The organism is Hanstruepera ponticola (assembly GCF_012931685.1).
Classification (GTDB): Bacteria; Bacteroidota; Bacteroidia; order Flavobacteriales; family Flavobacteriaceae; genus Hanstruepera; species Hanstruepera ponticola.
Window position 1 is genome coordinate 808642 of the sequence record NZ_JABANC010000001.1, and the last position, 19663, is coordinate 828304.

General features: G+C 34.2%; 21 protein-coding genes. 11 read left to right on the top strand and 10 right to left on the bottom strand.

Annotated elements, in window-relative coordinates; translation table 11 throughout:
* Positions 1–23 precede the first annotated feature (23 nt).
* From HGK31_RS03590 to purN, 3 genes are read right to left on the bottom strand one after another with little or no spacing between them, the layout of a single operon-like run.
* Positions 24–950: a PfkB family carbohydrate kinase gene (locus tag HGK31_RS03590; RefSeq protein WP_191858517.1), complete on the bottom strand. Its 927-nt coding sequence runs from the start codon at positions 948–950 to the stop codon at positions 24–26.
* 56 nt (positions 951–1006) lie between these two features.
* Positions 1007–1648, bottom strand: coding sequence for a ribonuclease H1 domain-containing protein (locus tag HGK31_RS03595; protein WP_191858518.1), 642 nt, complete (start codon positions 1646–1648; stop codon positions 1007–1009).
* A gap of 30 nt (positions 1649–1678) precedes the next feature.
* Complete coding sequence (purN, locus tag HGK31_RS03600; protein WP_104735192.1) at positions 1679–2245, bottom strand: phosphoribosylglycinamide formyltransferase; 567 nt, start codon at positions 2243–2245, stop codon at positions 1679–1681.
* Positions 2246–2520: 275 nt separating this feature from the next.
* Here purN and HGK31_RS03605 point away from each other — a divergent pair, with 275 nt between their 5' ends.
* From HGK31_RS03605 to pyk, 5 genes are all read left to right on the top strand, one after another.
* The gene (locus HGK31_RS03605) at positions 2521–2754 is read left to right on the top strand and encodes an acyl carrier protein (protein WP_008269813.1); all 234 of its coding nucleotides are present in this window, start codon (positions 2521–2523) and stop codon (positions 2752–2754) included.
* A gap of 11 nt (positions 2755–2765) precedes the next feature.
* Entirely contained in the window at positions 2766–4016 is a 1251-nt protein-coding gene (fabF, locus tag HGK31_RS03610; RefSeq protein WP_104735193.1) for a beta-ketoacyl-ACP synthase II, read from the top strand.
* Between the two features lie 8 nt (positions 4017–4024).
* Positions 4025–4765, top strand: a complete 741-nt coding sequence (gene rnc / locus HGK31_RS03615) for a ribonuclease III (protein WP_191858519.1) — start codon at positions 4025–4027, stop codon at positions 4763–4765.
* A gap of 117 nt (positions 4766–4882) precedes the next feature.
* The gene (locus tag HGK31_RS03620) at positions 4883–5371 is read left to right on the top strand and encodes an IPExxxVDY family protein (protein WP_233450974.1); all 489 of its coding nucleotides are present in this window, start codon (positions 4883–4885) and stop codon (positions 5369–5371) included.
* Positions 5371–6813, top strand: a complete 1443-nt coding sequence (gene pyk / locus HGK31_RS03625) for a pyruvate kinase (protein WP_191858520.1) — start codon at positions 5371–5373, stop codon at positions 6811–6813. Before HGK31_RS03620 ends, pyk begins: the two co-directional genes overlap by 1 nt.
* Here pyk and HGK31_RS03630 read toward each other — a convergent pair.
* Both HGK31_RS03630 and dinB read right to left on the bottom strand, forming a co-directional pair.
* A complete protein-coding gene (locus HGK31_RS03630; protein ID WP_104735197.1) occupies positions 6810–7562 on the bottom strand; it encodes a DUF6090 family protein in 753 nt (250 codons plus the stop codon). The two genes, pyk and HGK31_RS03630, sit on opposite strands and share 4 nt — an antisense overlap.
* Positions 7563–7671: 109 nt before the next feature.
* Complete coding sequence (dinB, locus tag HGK31_RS03635) at positions 7672–8778, bottom strand: DNA polymerase IV (protein ID WP_191858521.1); 1107 nt, start codon at positions 8776–8778, stop codon at positions 7672–7674.
* Between the two features lie 108 nt (positions 8779–8886).
* On the opposite strand from dinB, the gene HGK31_RS03640 reads away from it, so the two are divergent.
* Together HGK31_RS03640 and HGK31_RS03645 are read left to right on the top strand one after the other, a co-directional pair.
* Positions 8887–9360 (top strand): CYTH domain-containing protein, encoded by a 474-nt coding sequence (locus HGK31_RS03640; protein WP_191858522.1) that lies wholly within the window; start codon positions 8887–8889, stop codon positions 9358–9360.
* Entirely contained in the window at positions 9357–9887 is a 531-nt protein-coding gene (locus HGK31_RS03645; protein WP_191858523.1) for a YciI family protein, read from the top strand. Before HGK31_RS03640 ends, HGK31_RS03645 begins: the two co-directional genes overlap by 4 nt.
* On the opposite strand, the gene HGK31_RS03650 is transcribed toward HGK31_RS03645, so the two are convergent.
* On the bottom strand, positions 9879–10193 hold the full coding sequence (locus HGK31_RS03650; protein WP_223115301.1) for an antibiotic biosynthesis monooxygenase family protein: 315 nt from the start codon (positions 10191–10193) through the stop codon (positions 9879–9881). The two genes, HGK31_RS03645 and HGK31_RS03650, sit on opposite strands and share 9 nt — an antisense overlap.
* 95 nt (positions 10194–10288) lie before the next feature.
* Between HGK31_RS03650 and HGK31_RS03655 the strand changes: the two genes are divergently transcribed.
* Complete coding sequence (locus HGK31_RS03655) at positions 10289–12163, top strand: T9SS type B sorting domain-containing protein (protein ID WP_191858525.1); 1875 nt, start codon at positions 10289–10291, stop codon at positions 12161–12163.
* A gap of 1 nt (position 12164) precedes the next feature.
* Here the strand turns inward: HGK31_RS03655 and HGK31_RS03660 are convergent, their stop codons facing one another.
* Positions 12165–13238 (bottom strand): isoaspartyl peptidase/L-asparaginase family protein, encoded by a 1074-nt coding sequence (locus HGK31_RS03660; RefSeq protein ID WP_191858526.1) that lies wholly within the window; start codon positions 13236–13238, stop codon positions 12165–12167.
* Positions 13239–13361: 123 nt separating this feature from the next.
* Between HGK31_RS03660 and amaB the strand changes: the two genes are divergently transcribed.
* The 3 genes from amaB to HGK31_RS03675 all read left to right on the top strand — a co-directional run bounded on the left by amaB (position 13362) and on the right by HGK31_RS03675 (position 16484).
* Positions 13362–14915 carry an L-piperidine-6-carboxylate dehydrogenase gene (gene amaB, locus HGK31_RS03665; RefSeq protein WP_191858527.1) on the top strand — a complete coding sequence of 518 codons (1554 nt, stop codon included), beginning with the start codon at positions 13362–13364 and terminating at the stop codon, positions 14913–14915.
* 146 nt (positions 14916–15061) lie between these two features.
* Positions 15062–15991 (top strand): OmpA family protein, encoded by a 930-nt coding sequence (locus tag HGK31_RS03670; protein ID WP_104735205.1) that lies wholly within the window; start codon positions 15062–15064, stop codon positions 15989–15991.
* A 16-nt stretch (positions 15992–16007) separates the two neighbouring features.
* The gene (locus tag HGK31_RS03675) at positions 16008–16484 is read left to right on the top strand and encodes a hypothetical protein (protein WP_191858528.1); all 477 of its coding nucleotides are present in this window, start codon (positions 16008–16010) and stop codon (positions 16482–16484) included.
* A 255-nt stretch (positions 16485–16739) separates the two neighbouring features.
* On the opposite strand, the gene HGK31_RS03680 is transcribed toward HGK31_RS03675, so the two are convergent.
* The 3 genes from HGK31_RS03680 to HGK31_RS03690 are packed head-to-tail and all read right to left on the bottom strand — an operon-like array spanning position 16740 to position 19532.
* Complete coding sequence (locus HGK31_RS03680) at positions 16740–17873, bottom strand: ATP-binding protein (protein ID WP_191858529.1); 1134 nt, start codon at positions 17871–17873, stop codon at positions 16740–16742.
* A gap of 29 nt (positions 17874–17902) precedes the next feature.
* Entirely contained in the window at positions 17903–18658 is a 756-nt protein-coding gene (locus HGK31_RS03685; protein ID WP_191858530.1) for an SDR family NAD(P)-dependent oxidoreductase, read from the bottom strand.
* Between the two features lie 10 nt (positions 18659–18668).
* On the bottom strand, positions 18669–19532 hold the full coding sequence (locus tag HGK31_RS03690) for an aldo/keto reductase (RefSeq protein WP_191858531.1): 864 nt from the start codon (positions 19530–19532) through the stop codon (positions 18669–18671).
* Between the last annotated feature and the right edge of the window lie 131 nt (positions 19533–19663).

A 19663-nucleotide genomic window follows, 5' to 3' on the forward strand; every position in this document is an offset into this window, starting at 1 on the left:
GCTCCATTTATGAGCGCGTTTTATTATGCTAATTCGATTTCAAATTGTGTTAATTGTTTGAATTGTTGCAAACGTTTATGAACCTCATTTGGTTTTAAATTAACCATGCGCTCTGTTCCAAATTTCTCTACACAGAAAGAAGCTAGAGTGGATCCATAGATGACAGCATTCTTCATATTGTCAAAACTTAAGTCACCAGATTTGGCCAAATAGCCAGCAAAGCCTCCAGCAAACGTGTCACCAGCACCTGTTGGGTCAAAAACCTCTTCTAAAGGTAAAGCTGGGGCATAAAAAACATTATCGTCATGAAATAATAAAGCACCGTGTTCCCCTTTTTTTATCACCACATATTGTGGTCCCATATCGTGTATTTTACGCGCAGCAACAACCAAAGAGTATTCGCCTGTTAATTGTCTTGCCTCTTCATCATTAATGGTGATAACATCAACTTTTTTGATAACATTGTGCAGTTCTTCCAAAGCGCAATCCATCCAGAAATTCATGGTATCCAAAATCACTAATTTAGGTTTAGTATCCATTTGCTCTAACACACTCATTTGGACGTTAGGATGTAAATTTCCTAACATTACTACCTCGGCATCTTTATAATCTTCAGGAACTTTAGGATTGAAGTCTGCCAATACATTTAGTTCAGTAGCCAATGTATCACGTGTATTCATATCATTATGATACTTACCACTCCAGAAAAAGGTTTTACCTTCTTTTATTACTTCAATACCAGAAATATCAATACCTCTTTCCGATAATAAATCTAAATATTCTTGAGGGAAATCACCACCAACAATGGATACAGCTGCAGCATCAACATGAAATTGCGATGCGGCAAGGCCAATAAAAGTAGCTGCGCCACCAAGTATTTTATCGGTTTTTCCAAAAGGAGTTTCAATGGCATCAAAGGCAACAGTTCCAACAATTACTAACTTACTCATAAAATGGTTTCAAAATTTGCTGCAAATATACGCTTTTTAAAGACTTAAAAACGAATTTATTTCCTCCCAAAATCGGCTGGAATTTCTCCCCAAGCTTTGGTTTCCCATTTTACAATGGTTGTTGTGTAATTATTGGTTTTTAACCAAGTGACGGCACGGTCTACCAGTTCAAATAGTGGTTTGTTTTTTTCTGTGCGTTCTAGTTTGGTATTACAGGTTTTCTTTTTCACCCAACTTATAGCCGTCTTTGAATCGGTGTAAATAATGAAATCACTATTGTGTTTTTTTAAAAATGCCAGACCATGAACTATAGCTAAAAATTCGCCAATGTTATTAGTTCCCTCGTCAAATGGGCCTTGATGAAAAAGCTGCTTTTTTGATTTAGTTTCTACGCCTCTGTATTCCATTTTACCGGGATTACCACTAGATGCTGCATCAACACTTATGGATTTTAGGTTTGGCTTTCCAATTTTTTTGAGCTGATCTTCAGAGAGCTCACTTTTAAATTTTTTGGACTTTCCAATATAATCTTTGTAGTTGCCTTTTAAAGCTTTTTTTGCTGCGTCAAACGTTGCAAACGATTTATATTGAGCGCCTTCAAAATCTTTAATTTGGGCCTTGCAATCATCCCAAGATTCAAAGACACCTATGTGGTGACCTTTCCATACAGTGTAGTATTTTTTCTTTTTTTTGCTCATCTTTAGTTTCCGTGAAAACGGGAATCTATTTTATGCTTTCAATAAGTCATCAACCACCTTCGGAAAATGCGTCATTTCCAATTCATGGATTTTTCTGGCAACATCTTCGGCAGTATCTGTTGGTGTCACTTCGCATCTTGCCTGAAAAATAATGGCACCTTCATCATAATGCTCATTTACATAATGTATAGTAATGCCTGTTTCAGTTTCTTTATTAGTAACAACAGCTTCATGCACATATTTCCCGTACATACCTTTTCCGCCATATTTTGGTAATAATGCAGGATGGATATTGATAACTTTATTAGGGAATACCTCTAAAATTTTTTCTGGAAACTTCCATAAAAAACCAGCTAATACAATTAAATCTGGATTTACAGATTTTAGTAAATGTAATACATCATCTGTTTCAGTAAATGCTATTTTATTGAATGACAGTGCGCTAACTCCTAGTTTTTTTGCTCTATCTAAAACTTTGGCATGAGGATTGTTAGTCAATACTTGAATAACAGACGCTTGTTCTCTGTTGTGAAAAAACTTAATTAAATTTTCAGCATTAGTACCACTTCCGGACGCAAAAATTACAATACGTTTCATCTGTTGGTTTTTATTTTAAAATTAATGTCAGATGTAATTCGCAAATTGAAATTACCACAGTGTTTTGCAAAATTCGTAAGCTCATTTCATTTACAGACAATAATGTTAAGATTGTTCAACAAAAAAAAGAATAATAATTAACAATTAGAAGGCAAAAAGCATTTACTTCAATCTAATTTTAGTAAATTACAAGCACATTTTTAAACTAAAGGTGTGTTTATAAAAATAAAGTTTTTTATTTTTGCCCACTAATTAAAACTTAAAATTAAAAGATTATGTCAGACATTGCATCAAGAGTAAAAGCGATTATCGTAGACAAATTAGGTGTTGATGAAAACGAAGTTGTAACTGAAGCTAGCTTCACAAACGATTTAGGCGCAGATTCATTAGACACTGTTGAATTAATTATGGAATTCGAAAAAGAATTCGATATTCAAATTCCAGATGATCAAGCTGAAAATATTGCAACAGTTGGTCAAGCTATTTCCTATATAGAAGAAGCTAAATAAGAACAAACTTTATGGAACTTAAGCGAGTTGTAGTTACAGGTCTAGGCGCTTTAACACCTATAGGAAATTCCAAAGATGACTATTGGGATGCTCTTGTAAGTGGAAAAAGTGGTGCTGCACCTATAACCTATTTTGATACTGAAAAGTTCAAGACAAAATTCGCTTGCGAATTAAAAAACTTTAACGCAACCGATTTTCTTGACAGAAAAGAGGCTCGTAAAATGGACAAGTTTACGCAATATGCCATGGTGGCTTCTGATGAGGCCATCGCAGATTCCAAACTTGATCTAGATGTTGTAGATAAACTTAAAGTTGGTGTAATTTGGGGTGCTGGAATTGGTGGATTGGAAACCTTTCAGGACGAAGTATTGAATTTTGCTGCTGGAGATGGTACGCCAAGATTCAATCCTTTTTTTATCCCAAAAATGATTGCAGACATTGCACCTGGAAACATATCCATTAAACATGGTTTTATGGGTCCAAATTATACAACAGTTTCTGCCTGTGCTTCTTCGGCCAACGCTATGATTGATGCTTTAAACTACATTCGTTTAGGACATTGTAATGTTATAGTAACAGGTGGAAGTGAAGCTGCTGTAACCATTGCTGGTATGGGTGGTTTTAATGCCATGCATGCACTTTCTACAAGAAATGAAAGTCCAGAAACGGCATCTAGACCTTTTGACGCAACCAGAGATGGTTTTGTATTAGGTGAAGGTGCAGGCGCTATCATTCTCGAGGAATATGAGCATGCGAAAGCAAGAGGCGCTAAAATTTATGCGGAAGTATTGGGTGGTGGACTATCATCTGATGCGCATCACATGACAGCGCCACATCCTGATGGCATAGGTGTTATTGCAGTAATGAAAAATTGTTTAGAGAATGCAGGAATTAAACCAGAAGAGGTTGATCATATCAACACGCATGGTACATCAACACCTCTAGGAGATGTTGCTGAACTCAAAGCGATATCTGAAGTGTTTGGTGAACATGCTAAAAATATTAATATCAATTCAACGAAGTCCATGACAGGACACTTGTTGGGAGCCGCAGGTGCTATTGAGTCTATTGCTTCTATTTTAGCAATGGAACATGGTATTGTGCCTCCAACTATAAATCATGAAGTTGTTGATGAGAATATTGATCCTAAATTAAATTTAACATTAAACAAAGCACAAAAGCGCGACGTTAAAGTAGCTATGAGCAATACGTTTGGTTTTGGAGGACACAATGCCTGCGTACTGTTCAAGAAAATAGATTAATCATTCGAATGAAGAACATTCGTAACATATTAAATTCCCGTTCTAAAAACGACGGGAATTTTTTTGTGTCCATTCAGAAAATATTAGGTTTTAAACCTCGGAAAATTAAATTTTACCAAACAGCATTTACCCATCGGTCCATGAACATCAAGGATAGCGAAGGGCATCCAATTAACTACGAGCGTTTGGAGTTTTTAGGTGATGCTATGCTCGGTTCGGTTATTGCATCACATTTATATACCGAAGTGCCTAGTGGTGATGAAGGCTATTTAACCAAAATGCGCTCTAAAATAGTCAGTAGAGAACATTTAAATGAATTGGGTAAAGACCTAAACCTAGTAGATTTGGTTGAAAGTAAAATTCCTAAAGGACAGTTTGGTGACAACATTTATGGCAACTTATTTGAAGCATTGATAGGAGCTATATTTTTGGACAGAGGCTACAAGTACTGTGAAAAATTTATTTATAAAAAGGTCATTATTCCATATGTAGATATTGAAAAACTGGAGGGCAAAGTCATTAGCTACAAGAGCTTATTAATTGAATGGTGTCAAAAAGAAAAAAAGACGTTTGATTATAATGTTTATGAGGACACAGGTAATGATGATATTCGTCATTTTTCGGTTAAACTATCTATTAATGATAAAATTGTTTCAAAAGCGCGAGCAACTTCAAAAAAGAAAGCTGAAGAAAAAGCTTCAAAACGCGCCTTTTTTGTTTTTCAAAATCAAATTTCAAGAGCGTATTAATTGTCTTCTACAAATTGTCACAAACTATAACGTTTTCGTAATAACGTATTGCTAAATTTAATTTAAAGGCTATAAAAATAATGCTTTTAAACACTATATTTACATTCAATAGGATTGATGATGGCAGTACAAAAACTAATTCTCGATGATTTTTTAGACGTACATGACTATGGATTGGTAGGCATTCATTGCTCCATTGAAGATTATAGGTTGGCTTATTTTTTAAACAAGTATTTAAATATAAACCTAACAAGAAATCATAAGGATGTGGATTTTAACAATCAGGTGTATTACCCCATTTTTGAGTGGTTTGACGAAAATAAACTAATTACATGGAATTTAGTTTCCAATATATGTAAAGTTGATAGTGAAACCCATGAAACTTCGGAATCACTTTTTGACAGTCCGCAAACCACTACAAAAACACACTATTTAATTCCAGAGTACCGTAAAGTGAATTATTTTTTAAAAATAACGGAAGAGGATATAAGCCAAACTAAATTGAAATTGATTTTGAATAAAATTCTCAATATTCCCCAAATAGTCACGGCATATAATCTTGTTCCTGAAGATTTAAAATCAAAAAACAACTTAATTTTTTATTAATGTTAAAAAGAAAAAAAACCAAAATAGTCGCCACACTTGGGCCTGCAACTAGTTCAAAAGAAGTTTTAAAAGGAATGCTTGATGAAGGTGCTAACGTGTTTAGAATTAATTTTTCACATGCTGATTATAATGATGTCAAAGAACGTGTTGCCATGATACGTGAATTGAATGATGAATTTGACTATAATGCCGCCATTTTAGCTGATTTACAAGGGCCTAAATTACGTGTTGGCAATATGAAAGGTGAAGTTGTAGTTAATGAAGGCGACGAGATTATTTTCGCAACAGGTAAACGCTTTGAGGGCAACAAAAAACGTGTATATATGACCTATGAGCGTTTTCCACAAGATGCTAAACCGGGTGAGAAAATTCTTTTGGACGATGGTAAATTAATTTTTGAAGTTGTTTCAACCGATAAAAAAAGCGAAGTTAAAGCACGTGTCATTCAGGGAGGACCATTACGTTCTAAAAAAGGTGTCAATTTACCAAATACTAATATTTCGCAGCCAGCTTTAACAGAGAAAGATATTGAAGATGCGCTGTTTGCTATTGAGATGAAAGTAGATTGGATTGCACTATCTTTTGTACGTCATGCAGAAGATTTAATGCAATTGGAGGAACTCATTAACGAGCATAGTGATCATAAAATTCCGATTATAGCCAAGATTGAAAAACCAGAAGCCGTTGAGAATATTGATAAAATTGTAGCTTATTGCGATGGTTTAATGGTTGCAAGAGGTGATTTAGGTGTTGAAATACCAGCAGAAGAAGTACCGCTCATTCAAAAGAAGTTAGTCCTCAGGGCCAAGCAAGCAAGAATACCTGTAATTATAGCGACACAAATGATGGAAACCATGATTTCTAGCTTAACACCAACACGTGCCGAAGTAAATGATGTTGCTAATTCAGTTATGGATGGTGCTGATGCTGTAATGTTATCTGGAGAGACTTCCGTTGGGAGTTACCCTGTTCAAGTCATTAAACAAATGTCTGATATTATCAAGAGTGTTGAAGATTCAGAATTAATAAAAGTACCACAAATACCACCGCATATTCGTACCAAGCGTTATATTACAAAATCTATTTGTTATCATGCGGCAAATATGGCAAATGAAATAGACGCCAGAGCAATTTCCACGCTTACCAATAGTGGATACACAGCCTTTCAAATTTCAGCATGGCGACCAAGTGCACACATTTTAGTGTTTACGTCTAATCGTAGAATTCTTACGCAGCTGAACTTACTTTGGGGTGTGAGAGCCTTCTTTTACGATAAGTTTGTAAGTACCGATGAAACTATTGAAGATGTAAATGCCATTGCTTGTAAAAAAGGATATTTGGAGGAAGGCGATATGTTAATTAGTTTAGCCGCTATGCCTATAAAAGATAAAGGTATGGTAAATACGTTACGGGTTACCGAAATTACAACTTGTAGTTTTTAAGGATCTTTAATTTCCTTTTCTATTTGCAAAATCATATTTTCTGAAAAAGTAATAAGTCCATTTATATACCGTTCACCAGTATTTAACGTTTCCAGTTTAAAGGTGGCAATGTTCCATAATTCCATGCTTGATATAAGACTATTGTAATCCGTTTTTGGACCACCTTGTATCAGGCCATCTTTAAAATAATCTATAGCTATTTCGCTATAGTTAATGTTTTCAACAAAATAGGGCTCTATAGTATTGGTGTATTGTGTTTGGTTATAATCCGTGTTAATACCGAAAGCGTCTCTAATTTCTCTAAAATATTTAAAGTACAATTTAAGCGAGTCATTTTTTATTTGAGCTTGAAGATTTTGATTGATAAATTCATCAGTAACAGGATAGGAAAGTGTCATGCCCCAAAATGTAGCCGTATTGCCCAGAAGCTTTTTAAGAGTAGGTATAGAATCTGGGTTTTTACTATCAAGTATGCTTAAAACTCGTTTACTGCTTTTAATTTGAGAAGCAACATCGTCTTTAGCATATTTTAAATCTTCAATTTGATTTTTAAGTTCTTCAGAAATACGGATTAAATAATCGGTTTTTTTATTTGTTATAATTCTATCAGAGTTCCAGTTGTTAATACTTAAGGCAATTAAAATTCCTATAACTACAAGAATGATTTCACCAATGGCATATTTAAAATATGTTGTGGTTTTACCTATAGAAAGCAAATTTTTTCTAATTTTTCTAAAGAATTTTATCATTGGTTAGTAGTTATTTTTTGTGGTGTATAATATTAAAGTGAAATACATCTTTTGCTTTTAATTATATGCCTCAACGAATTTCGACTTTTTTTATACAATGTCAAAATCATTAAAATTCAAATTGTAATTGCACGCTTACTTCCTTTTTGGGCTCCAATTTTTTTATTGGTTTCTTTTCAGTGTTGAGGTTTGATAATGAAATTCCTAACAAGCGTACAGAATTATGTAGCTTTTCTTGATACAATAAGTCTTTGGCAGTTTCAAGAATGATACTCTTATCATGTATAAAGTAGCGTAAGGTTTTGCTACGAGTTTGAAGTGTAAAATCGCTATACTTTATCTTTAAAGTTATGGTTTTTCCAGCCACTTGACTTTTTTGCAAGCGTCTAGAAACTTCTTCGGCAATATGATCTAGTTTTTCAAGCATAAACACTTCAGACGAGAGGTTTTCACTAAAGGTACGTTCGGCAGCTAACGATTTTCTGGTGCGGTTTGGTTTTACCTGACTGTTATGTATTCCTCTAACAATATAGTAGTACGATTTCCCAGATTTCCCAAAGTTTTCTTCAAGGTATTCAGCTGTTTTCGATTTTAAATCCCTTCCTGTAAAAATACCTTTTTGATACATTTTTTCGGCAGTAACCTTGCCAATACCATAGAATTTTCTGATATCTAATGCTTCTAAAAATCCTAAAACCTCTTCAGGGTTTACGGTTTTTTGCCCATTAGGTTTATTATAATCACTGGCTACTTTTGCTATAAATTTATTAATAGAAACACCTGCCGAAGCCGTTAAACCAACCTCTTTAAAAATCCGTTCACGTATTTCTTTTGCAATTAAGGTTGCGCTCGGATTACCTTTTTTATTTTCGGTAACATCTAAATAGGCTTCATCCATTGAGAGTGGTTCAACCAAGTCCGTGTAATCATGAAATATTTTACGAATTTTTTTCGAAATTTCTGCATAACGTTCAAAACGTGGACGCACAAAAATAAGTTCTGGGCAATTGCGCCTTGCTTGCACACCGCTCATGGCGCTTTTAACACCAAATTTACGCGCTTCATAACTCGCTGCACTTACCACACCACGTTTACCACCACCTCCAACAGCTAGAGGTTTACCTTGTAATTCAGGATTATCTAGTTGTTCTACAGAGGCATAAAAAGCATCCATATCCACATGAATAATTTTCCGTATTGGTAAATCGTTTGACATGATGTAAATTTATGACATAAAAACCAACGTCAGTTCGAGTGTTTTCATTTTTTGAATGAAAATGTATAGAGAACGTTTAAAGATTCCTTTTTTTCAAGGGAGGTAGGCATGATAGAAATAGAACGTAAATTTTTAACACTTTCAGATGCTTTTAAAAGCGAAGCAAAGCGTAGCTTTAGAATTAAGCAAGGATTTTTAAACACTAATCAAGATAGAACAGTTCGTGTGCGCTTGAAAGATGATAACGGTTTTCTAACAGTGAAAGGCAAATCGTCTGATGATGGCTTATCACGGTTTGAATGGGAAAAAGAAATTTCTAAATCAGATGCTGAATCATTACTTGGCTTATGTGAAGAAATTGTGATTGATAAAATACGCTATGAGATTCCTTATGGAAATCATATTTTTGAAGTCGATGAGTTTTTTGGAGAAAATGCTGGTTTGATAATTGCTGAAGTTGAATTGCAAAACGAAAACGAGTCTTTTGAAAAGCCTCACTGGCTTGGTAAAGAAGTCACAGGGCAAGTTAAATATTACAATGCTCAATTGAGCAAAGAACCTTTTAATACTTGGAAAAAATGAAACATATAAGTTTAATATTATTAATACTTTTTACTGTAAGCTGTAAAAAAGAAGCACAAACAACTGACTCAACAACTGAAACGATTATCACTAAAACAGATACGGTTTATATAGAAACCTATAAAGGCGAACCTATAAAAACCGCTAAAGAACTTAAAGCAGAATTAACTGAAAAAGGCTATCAAACTTTTGATTATGTTGACGAAAAAACACAAGATACAATCTTAATGCAACAATATTTTATAGCTTTTTTGAAATCAGGTCCAATACGTTCTCAAAATGAAGAAGAAGCGGCAAAACTTCAAGAAGCACATTTAGCGCATTTAGGTAGAATGTATGAAGAGGGCTATGCTGATATTTCAGGACCTTTTGGAGATAATGGTGACATTAGAGGTATTACTATTTATAATGTACCTACTTTAAAAATAGCGGATAGTTTAGCCAATATGGATCCTATGGTAAAAGCAGGCAGACTTGAAATTGAAATTCATCCTTGGTGGGCCGCAAAAGGGTTTCCTTTACGGTAATTTAAATTCGTATTCGCGTTCAACTTTACAAATTCTCACATGGTACCACTTATACCATTGACTACGTCCTTTACTTTGTGCCATAAGATGTTCACTATTTAGTTTCCATGCTTTAATAGCCTCTAAAGATTGCCAGTAGCTGACAGTTATTCCTAATGTGTCTCTTGCTGATTCTATACCTAAAAAACCATCTTGGTTTTTGGCTAAGGCTTCCATTTTATTAGCCATTTCAGCATATTCTGAAACATCTTCTGAATGTTTAGAAGTAAAAATTACTGCATAATATGGATTTTTATGTGATTTCATTATCATTCTTATTTACGAAAACGATTGCGTGTTAAATATATCTTATTATCAATTCAAAGCAAGTAATTAAATTGACTATTCCGTATTTTTATAACATGTATAAAGTTAATACATATACATTTATTTTTTTGAGCTTAATTCTGTTATTGAGTGGTAATTTTGGTTATGCCCAATTGAGTTTTTGTTCTGGAAATTCAGGTGATCCTATTTATTTTGATGATTTTGGTTCGGGTACCACAAACGGACCTGCGCTTCCTTCTGGTACAACTTCATATACCTATGCCAATTCTGAACCTGAAGATGGCTTTTATACCATTTCCAGCAATACCAATTGGTTTGGTTGGCATAATACACAGGACCATACTCCTGGAGATACCAATGGCAGAAGCTTGATTGTTAATGCCGATTTTACTGCGGGAGAGTTTTACAGAACAACTATCTCTGGATTATGTGACAATACGACTTATGAATTTTCTTCTTGGCTTTTAAATCTATTACCTCCAGGCGGATTTTGTGGTACAGGTATTCCTATAAATGTAAAATTTCAAATTTGGGATAACACTGATACTGTACTATTAGCTTCAGGAGATACAGGTGATATACAAGGCACAACTACTCCAGTTTGGGAAGAATATGGACTTGTTTTTACAACAACGGCTGGGCAATCGTCAATAATCTTAAAAATGCTAAACAATGGTGTTGGAGGCTGTGGAAATGATTTGGCCATAGATGATATTGTTTTCAAAACGTGTGGTGATTTTATATCTATTGCGGATAGCTCATCTAATTCAAGTGTCTCCTTATGTACTTATGATTTACCCTATAACACACTATTGGAAGCCACTCCAGATTTTTCGGTTTACGATACTCATTTTTATCAATGGCAACAAAGTAATGATGGAATAAACTGGTTTGATATATCAGGTGAAACGAATCAAACCCTTCAAATAAATAATCTTACGACCACGACACATTATAGAGTGAAAATGGCCGAAACACAAGCCAACTTGTTAAATGAATCTTGTAATACGATTTCAGAAGAATTTGAGATAATTGTTTTTCCTGAAGTAAGTCCGCCAACGAGCGATGGAGATGTTAATTTAAATTGTTCCACGGGTGTTTTATCTGTAACAGTACCTAATGGAATACAAGTAGATTGGTACAATGCGCCAACTGGTGGTCAATTATTAGAGAGTAATAGCTTAAATTTTAGCCCTAATATTTTGGGTGTTTATTATGCTGAAGCAATTGATTCTAATTCAAACTGCAGCTCAACTACAAGAACAGCTGTAACTTTGTTATTTGGAGAAGAAATCCCTGTTATTGAAGATGAATATCTCACATTTTGTGAAGGTGAAAGCATCATTCTAGAAGCTGGTTTAATGGATATGGATTATTTATGGAATACAGGTGAGACGACCAGTCAAATAACAGTAAGTACGCCAGGTATTTATACTGTTGAAGTCACGAATTCTTCTAATTGTTCTGCGATTAAAACAATAGAGTTATTACAAATTGATGCGCCAGTCATTGAAGCGATTAATTCAAATGGATACCAAATTGAAATTCATGTTTCAAGTAATGGCAACTACTTATTTTCACTAGATGGTACAAACTTTCAGTTAAGTAATATATTTGAGATTGAAGGTGGGAATTATACCGTATTTGTTAAGGCTGAAGGGGATTGTGGGATAGTGTCTGAAAACTATATACATTTTGTGATTCCAAAGTTTTTTACACCAAATAATGATGGTCAGAATGATACTTTTAATTTGAAAGGAATTGAAAGTTTTTCCGAATCAGAAGTATACATTTTTGATCGTTATGGCAAACTAATAAAGAGTGCTTTAAACCAACCCTTTTCATGGGATGGAACGTATAGAAATGAAGTATTACAAACTTCAGATTTTTGGTATTACATTCGAATTGAAAATCAAATTTTCAAAGGGCATTTCACCTTAAAACGATAAATTAATTCTTGTAAATACCGACATATAATTCACCTTTATCATTCATAGAGGCTCTGTACATTCCAGCAGTATTAAACTCCATGGTTATATTTCCGTGTTTGTCTATAGCAATAATACCTCCATCACCACCCAATTCAGGTACTTTTTTCTGAATGACTTCTTTGGCAGCTTCTTGTAAAGTCACGCCTTTATAGTCCATCAATGCTGAAATATCATAAGCAACCATAGCACGAATAAAAAATTCGCCCCAACCTGTACTTGAAACCGCACAAGTGTTATTGTTAGCATAGGTTCCTGCACCAATAATAGGTGCGTCTCCAATACGTCCCCAACGCTTGTTAGTCATGCCTCCAGTTGAGGTTCCAGCTGCTAAATTGCCGTTTTTATCCAAAGCTACGCAACCTACAGTTCCAAATTTTGAGTCTTTTATAATTGGGTCATAAAATGCAGTTTTATCTTCAGCTTGTTTTTTAGACTCATAGTCTTTAACGCTTTTCAAGGATTTGTAACGGTTTTCGGTGTAGAAATAACTAGAATCAACAATTTTTAAGCCTTGCTCTTGAGCAAATGTTTCGGCTCCAAGTCCTGACAGCATCACATGCGGTGATTTTTCCATTACTGCACGAGCCAAATTTATTGGGTTTCTCACAGTTTTTGTTCCAGCGGATGCTCCTGCATTCAGTGTTTTTCCGTCCATGATAGAAGCATCTAATTCATTAGTTCCAGCATTGGTAAAAACTGCACCTTTTCCAGCATTGAATAATGGGGAATCTTCTAATATATTAATGGTTTTTTCAACCGCATCTAGGCTGCTACCACCATTTTTTAAAATGTTGTGTCCTAAGCGTATAGCTTCTTCTAATTTGGCTATATAAGCAGCTTCTTTTTCAGGAGACATGTTTTCGCGTAAGATGGTTCCAGCGCCACCATGAATAACAATGGCAAATTCATTCACTTGAGCAGGAATACTGTCTTTTTCTGTTGGCTTTTTGGTTATGGTAGATTGCAATTCTTCCTTGTTTTTGCATCCGATAATAATAAAGCAAAAAGCGAATAAGTATATTAGTTTATTCATAATGATTTCGATAATTTATGGTTGCTTAAAGTTACATTATTTATAGAATTAGTCTTTCTCTGAAAACGACTTTTTATTAGTATATTCGCAGATAATTAAATAATAATTAAAAAAACAAAATTTATGCAAGCAGTTGCAACAGATTTCGGAATTGATAAAGCCCTAAAAGCATTAGGCGTAAAAGATATAAATGAAGGATCTTCAACAGGTTCAAATAATTTTTCTAATGGAGAACTTATTGAGAGTTACTCGCCAGTAGATGGTAAATTAATAGGAAAAGTTAAAGCAACAACCAGAGAAGATTATGACAGAGTAATGGATGCTGCAACCAAAGCATTTTTATCTTGGAGAGATGTGCCTGCACCTCAACGTGGCGAAATAGTTCGTCAATTTGGAAATAAATTAAGAGAATTGAAAGAGCCACTGGGTAAGCTAGTTTCCTATGAAATGGGAAAATCTCTACAAGAAGGTTATGGTGAAGTTCAGGAAATGATTGATATCTGTGATTTTGCTGTTGGATTGTCACGACAATTAAACGGACAAACCATTCCTTCGGAACGTCCAGGTCACGTAATGAGAGAACAATGGCATCCAATAGGTGTAGTTGGTATTATTTCGGCATTTAATTTCCCAGTAGCAGTTTGGTCATGGAATACGGCTTTGGCTTGGATTTGTGGTGATGTTTGTGTTTGGAAAGCTTCTGAAAAAGCACCTCTATGTTCTATTGCTTGCCAAAATATCATAGCAGATATTTTAAAAGACAACAACTTGCCAGAAGGTATTTCTTGTATCATTAATGGTGATTATAAAGTTGGAGAATTTATGACAACTGACCCAAGAATTCCTTTAGTGTCTGCAACAGGTTCTACAAGAATGGGTCGCATTGTTGGTAAAACAGTTGCTGAACGTTTCGGAAAATCCTTATTAGAGTTAGGCGGTAACAATGCCATTATTATCACTCCTACGGCAGATTTAAAAGTTGTGGTTCCTGGTGCAGTATTTGGTGCTGTTGGAACTTGCGGACAACGATGTACCTCGACAAGACGATTAATTATTCACGAATCGGTTTATGATAAGGTACGTGATGCTATTGTTGGTGCTTATGGTCAATTAACTATCGGAAATCCGTTAGATGAAAAGAATCATATAGGCCCACTAATAGACCACGATGCAGTAAATACGTATTTGGCGGCTATTGAAAAAGCAAAAGCTGAAGGCGGAAATGTTTTAGTTGAAGGTGGCGTTTTAGAAGGTGAAGGTTACGAGTCTGGATGTTATGTAAAGCCAGCAATTATTGAAGCTGAAAACGATTTTGAAATCGTACAACACGAAACCTTTGCTCCAATATTATATTTAATGAAATATTCAGGGGATGTCGAAAATGCTATTGCTAAACAAAATGGCGTTGCTCAAGGATTATCATCAGCCATCATGACCAACGAAATGAAAGAAGCTGAAAAATTCTTGTCATACGCTGGTTCTGATTGTGGAATCGCAAATGTGAATATTGGAACTTCGGGTGCTGAAATTGGTGGTGCTTTTGGAGGCGAAAAAGAGACTGGTGGTGGACGTGAGTCTGGATCTGATGCTTGGAAAGTTTATATGAGACGTCAAACAAATACAGTTAATTACTCTGATGAATTACCTCTAGCACAAGGGATTAAGTTTGATTTGTAATAAATGTGTTTTTCAAAATTTAAATTTAGCCGTATCATTTTTGATACGGCTTTTTATTTGATTTAAACTCAATTTTTTTACTTCTGTTAGTATAGCTTGATTTTTTTTAATATCTTAATAGTCACTAACTAATAAACAACCATCTAATGAGCAAAAAAACTCAATATCTTCTAGGTATTTTGTTCACCATTCTTGTTGGCTCTATTCTTAACTATTACTTATGCTGTGAAGGTAGTGAAGCAGATTTAAATGCTGATTCTGACTCAAGCGTAACAGCTGTTGAGCCTATTGATAACTCTACCAAAACTGCATTTTTGGTTGCAGATGAGGAAGGTGACTTGAATGTTGAACTTAACGATAACTTTAATTTTAAAGAATCGTATTTCACAATTTTAGAACCGCTGTCAAACCCACTAAATGAGGCAATAGTTAAAGTTAAAAATTACATGCAGCAGGACTCTATGAAATTACTTCATATTACTGGTTATTATAAATCTGATGAAAGTAATAATTCAGCATTTCCTAATTTAGGTTTAGCAAGAGCAAATGCCGTAAAGAATTATTTTGTTTCAACGGGTATTTCGTCAAAAAATATTGATACTTATGGTGAACAAAACAATGATATGGTTGCTGACAATAGTAAAATATATTACGGTCCAGTTACTTTTAAAATGTCAACTCATGATGAATTAGATACATCAAGAATGGAGGCTATACAAGCACTAGGTGATGCTATAAAATCAGACCCATTAGTTCTTTATTTTGAAACGGGTGCTTCAACATTGAACCTTACTGCTGAACAGCGTGAGAAAGTAGCAAATATTTCAAGATATATAGATAAAGTTCATGAGGCTCAAATTCATGTAATTGGCCATACTGACAATACAGGAGATGCTTTTAGTAATACAAAACTTGGGCAAAAGAGGGCAGATTTTGTTAAGCGCTATTTAATGGGTAATGCTATTTCAGAAAGTCAAATAGAAACGCTTTCTAAAGGTCAAGAGGAACCCATTGCATCAAATGCAACTGATGAAGGAAGAAAACAAAATAGACGTGTAATCGTAACAATTAACTAACTAAAAAAATAAATTTATGAATTGGTGTATTATAATTCCATTGCTTGTAGGTGCAATTTGTGCGCTGCTTGGATATTTATTAGGCAAAATACTTAAGAATGAGGAAAATAGTGGTGTTGATGTAGATGTTTGGAAAAATAAAGTGGCAAGACTTGAAGCTGATTTAAAAGCTTGTAAAAGCGCAAAAGAGTTAGTGCCATTCAACGCAGCAGAAGCTGCAGCAATATTTGGTAAGAAAATAAAAGAGAATGACTTAACCTTAATTGAAGGTATTGGACCTAAAATCGCTGAATTGTTTCATAATAAAGGCATAAACACTTGGAAAGATTTATCCGAGTGTAACGTAGAACAATGTCAAAGCATCCTTGATGAGGGAGGAGACCGCTTTAAGATTCATAATCCTGGAACATGGCCTGAACAAGCCAAAATGGCTTATGAAGGACATTGGAAAAAATTATTTGATTGGCAAGAAGAATTAGATGGCGGAAGATAATAGCTTGTAATCATTACAATAGAACAAAACCCATGGTGTAATTAGCTCTGGGTTTTTTTGTGTTAAATGATAAATGAGTTTTTGGCAAATAAAAAAGCCTTGAAAACAATAGAAACTACTGTCATGATCAAGGCTGATTTGGATATTGATTAATAGCAATTCAAAGGTACATAAAATACTATAGTCAACTATTTATTTTACATACTTGGTAGGAAAAATCACATAATTGGTAGTGTTTTTTGTATAACCAACAGTTTAATTGTACTTCACTTTTCGTAAAATTCTCATGGCCTCTTTGTATAATTGATATACATCGGGATTATATGCTTTTAGTAGATTTTTGGCTTCTTCTAATTTTGTTAAAGCATTTGAGAAATCATTTAAATAACAAATAAGATAGGTGGCTGGTAAATTTTTTAAGTCGGTTTTTTCGTTGTTATTGAGTTGCAAACCCTTCTTTAACTTTGCTAGAATCGTATTATTAGCATTAAAAATATGATGCAACACCTTTTTATCATATTGAGGAGGTTCAAAAATAAGGTTGGTCTCGATGTTATAATTTACATTTTCAGCAAAGTGAATGGTGGTTTCTTCTAAAGGGTAATACTTAAAAGCATTCTGTAAACCGAGATTAACATACTCAATAATTTTAAAAGAGTCTTGGGTAATATCTATTGAAACTTCATCTAAAGCAGAATAGAATAGTCTGACTTGTTCATTTATTAATTCAATATCTACTCTGGAGTAAAATGTTTCATTTTTAACAACCTTTCTTTTTCCGGCCCAACAAACCACAAAATATTCTTTAAAAACTTTGTATTTTGGTTCATAATCTTGGCGTTTGTTCATAAAGTCAAAGACACCATCCAGCGTATGCTCCATATTGTTTTGAGCATGAGCTTCAATAGCTTCAACTATTTTTGAGTTCACATCCTTAATTTCAATATCAAAAACCTTTGGCATGCTCATACTACCATCTCTAAAGAATACAGAACCACCATAATACTTCCATATGTTTTTGCGTAATGAGGTTATTTCATTATTCGGACGAATAGTTACCAAACCCACAACTTTATCATCTGGTAAATGCGGAAATGAAATGTTCTCGTATTGAACAATTGGTGGATGGCTTAAATAAGCATTAATGAGATTTTGGATTTTGCTGTCATCAAAAAAATCGACACCAACAATGTTGTTGTCCTCATCTTCAACACCAATCACTATATAGGAATTGTTCTTTGGATTACTGTTAGATAGTGCACAAATGTGTTTCAAGAACTTGGCTTTACCTTCTTTGAAGCTAATATCAATTTTTCGCTTTTTATCATAAAAACTATTCTCATCATTATGAGCAAGTAGGTTTTTAATAAGTAAGCGTTTGTTAATCATATCAACTTCCTGCGAAGGCAGGAATCGTATTAATTATTTTTATTTACTATCGTACTACTAGCTTGAGCGGTACAAAACATTAAAACATCGGCTATATTTACGTGGCTGGGTCTGGAAACAGCAAAATAAATGACTTCGGCAACATCTTCAGGCTGCAAGGCTTTGTAGCCCTTATAAACGTCATCTGCTTTTGCATCGCCTTTAAAACGGACCTTTGAAAATTCAGTTTCTACCAGTCCAGGATTTATTGCCGATACTTTTATATTATACGGATTTAAATCCATACGCATCCCATCGGTTATAGCCAAAACGGCATGTTTACTTGCGCAATACACGTTGCCTTTTGGATAAACTTCTTTTCCTGCGGATGACCCTATATTAATAATGTGCCCAGCCTGTCGTTCAATCATTTGTGGCATTATAGCTTTACTAACATACAATAATCCTTTCACGTTTATGTCCATCATGGCATCCCAATCTTCAATATCACCATCGTGAATAGGATCAAGTCCGTGTGCATTTCCTGCGTTATTGATTAGTATGTCAATGGTTTTAAATGCTTCAGGTAAGCTATTTATAGCCGCTATAGTTTTTTCCTTATCTCTAACATCGAAGTTTAAGGTATGGACTTCAACTTTTTTGCTCAATGCTTTTTGAATAGTGTTTAATCGTTCTTGTCGTCTACCACATAAAACAAGGTTGATGCCATGCTTGGCGAATTCATGTGCTGTTGCACGTCCAATACCACTTGTGGCACCTGTTATTAAAGCTGTTTTTTTTATCATATTATAGTTTTTAGGGCACTTTGTGACCTTGTGATTCTACTAAAAGTTTAAACCAATCTTCTAATTCAAAATTTATATCTAGTGCTTCATTTGCTTGTGAGATGCGCTCGGTATTTGTTGTTCCAATAACGGGCTGAATGTTAGATGGATGTTTTAAAATCCAAGCTAATAATAGTTGATCTTTAGTTGCATTATATTTACTTATTAATGTCTCCAAAAGATTTTGAATGCGTTTGCTTTGCTCATTACCTTCTTTAAATACAGAACCTAAAGGCGACCAAGCCATTGGTGTAATATTATGAGTCATCATATAATCTAAAGTTCCATTATGCATTGCTCCATGAGACGTTAATGAAAATTCAATTTGATTCACATCTATTTTCTGAAACTTTGAAATAAGTGTCATTTGACTAACGGTGAAATTAGACACACCAAAATCACGAATTTTACCATTGGCTTTTAAAGTTGAAATAGCTTCGGCAATGGTTTCGGGATGCATTAACGGGCTTGGTCTATGTAATAGTAACAGATCTAAATAGTCGGTTTGTAGTTTTTTAAGTGATTCTTCAACAGACCAAATGATATATTCTTTACTATAATCGTAATGTTTAACAGTATTATTTCTGTTCTCACTAAAATATTGAATACCGCATTTGGAAATAAGCTGAATAGTTTCTCTTTTTATTCCAGAATCCTTAAAAGCGTTGCCAAAATCGGCTTCTGTGGTGTAGCTACCATAAATATCAGCATGATCAAAAGTTGTAATCTGGTTTTCTATACAATGATGCATAAGTAATATCATGTCCTTTTTAGAAAGTTGTTTGCCCCAACTTCCCCATGTCATTGTTCCAGCAATTATTTTTGAATAAGTCATAAATAGTTTTAAGATTTCTGTATAAAAATACTTATTCGCTCTTTAAAAATAGAGTCAGTTAACAATTATTTATTGCGAGATTTTCTGTTATTACGTACTTATATTCCATTTGAAAAATGGTTCTAAAATAC

Bases quoted from the DNA above. Each gene is read 5' to 3' on its own strand.
- HGK31_RS03590 (WP_191858517.1), bottom strand. From the start codon at position 950: ATGAGTAAGTTAGTAATTGTTGGAACTGTTGCCTTTGATGCCATTGAA.
- HGK31_RS03595 (WP_191858518.1), bottom strand. From the start codon at position 1,648: ATGAGCAAAAAAAAGAAAAAATACTACACTGTATGGAAAGGTCACCAC.
- purN (WP_104735192.1), bottom strand. From the start codon at position 2,245: ATGAAACGTATTGTAATTTTTGCGTCCGGAAGTGGTACTAATGCTGAA.
- HGK31_RS03605 (WP_008269813.1), top strand. From the start codon at position 2,521: ATGTCAGACATTGCATCAAGAGTAAAAGCGATTATCGTAGACAAATTA.
- fabF (WP_104735193.1), top strand. From the start codon at position 2,766: ATGGAACTTAAGCGAGTTGTAGTTACAGGTCTAGGCGCTTTAACACCT.
- rnc (WP_191858519.1), top strand. From the start codon at position 4,025: ATGAAGAACATTCGTAACATATTAAATTCCCGTTCTAAAAACGACGGG.
- HGK31_RS03620 (WP_233450974.1), top strand. From the start codon at position 4,883: ATGATGGCAGTACAAAAACTAATTCTCGATGATTTTTTAGACGTACAT.
- pyk (WP_191858520.1), top strand. From the start codon at position 5,371: ATGTTAAAAAGAAAAAAAACCAAAATAGTCGCCACACTTGGGCCTGCA.
- HGK31_RS03630 (WP_104735197.1), bottom strand. From the start codon at position 7,562: ATGATAAAATTCTTTAGAAAAATTAGAAAAAATTTGCTTTCTATAGGT.
- dinB (WP_191858521.1), bottom strand. From the start codon at position 8,778: ATGTCAAACGATTTACCAATACGGAAAATTATTCATGTGGATATGGAT.
- HGK31_RS03640 (WP_191858522.1), top strand. From the start codon at position 8,887: ATGATAGAAATAGAACGTAAATTTTTAACACTTTCAGATGCTTTTAAA.
- HGK31_RS03645 (WP_191858523.1), top strand. From the start codon at position 9,357: ATGAAACATATAAGTTTAATATTATTAATACTTTTTACTGTAAGCTGT.
- HGK31_RS03650 (WP_223115301.1), bottom strand. From the start codon at position 10,193: ATGAAATCACATAAAAATCCATATTATGCAGTAATTTTTACTTCTAAA.
- HGK31_RS03655 (WP_191858525.1), top strand. From the start codon at position 10,289: ATGTATAAAGTTAATACATATACATTTATTTTTTTGAGCTTAATTCTG.
- HGK31_RS03660 (WP_191858526.1), bottom strand. From the start codon at position 13,238: ATGAATAAACTAATATACTTATTCGCTTTTTGCTTTATTATTATCGGA.
- amaB (WP_191858527.1), top strand. From the start codon at position 13,362: ATGCAAGCAGTTGCAACAGATTTCGGAATTGATAAAGCCCTAAAAGCA.
- HGK31_RS03670 (WP_104735205.1), top strand. From the start codon at position 15,062: ATGAGCAAAAAAACTCAATATCTTCTAGGTATTTTGTTCACCATTCTT.
- HGK31_RS03675 (WP_191858528.1), top strand. From the start codon at position 16,008: ATGAATTGGTGTATTATAATTCCATTGCTTGTAGGTGCAATTTGTGCG.
- HGK31_RS03680 (WP_191858529.1), bottom strand. From the start codon at position 17,873: ATGATTAACAAACGCTTACTTATTAAAAACCTACTTGCTCATAATGAT.
- HGK31_RS03685 (WP_191858530.1), bottom strand. From the start codon at position 18,658: ATGATAAAAAAAACAGCTTTAATAACAGGTGCCACAAGTGGTATTGGA.
- HGK31_RS03690 (WP_191858531.1), bottom strand. From the start codon at position 19,532: ATGACTTATTCAAAAATAATTGCTGGAACAATGACATGGGGAAGTTGG.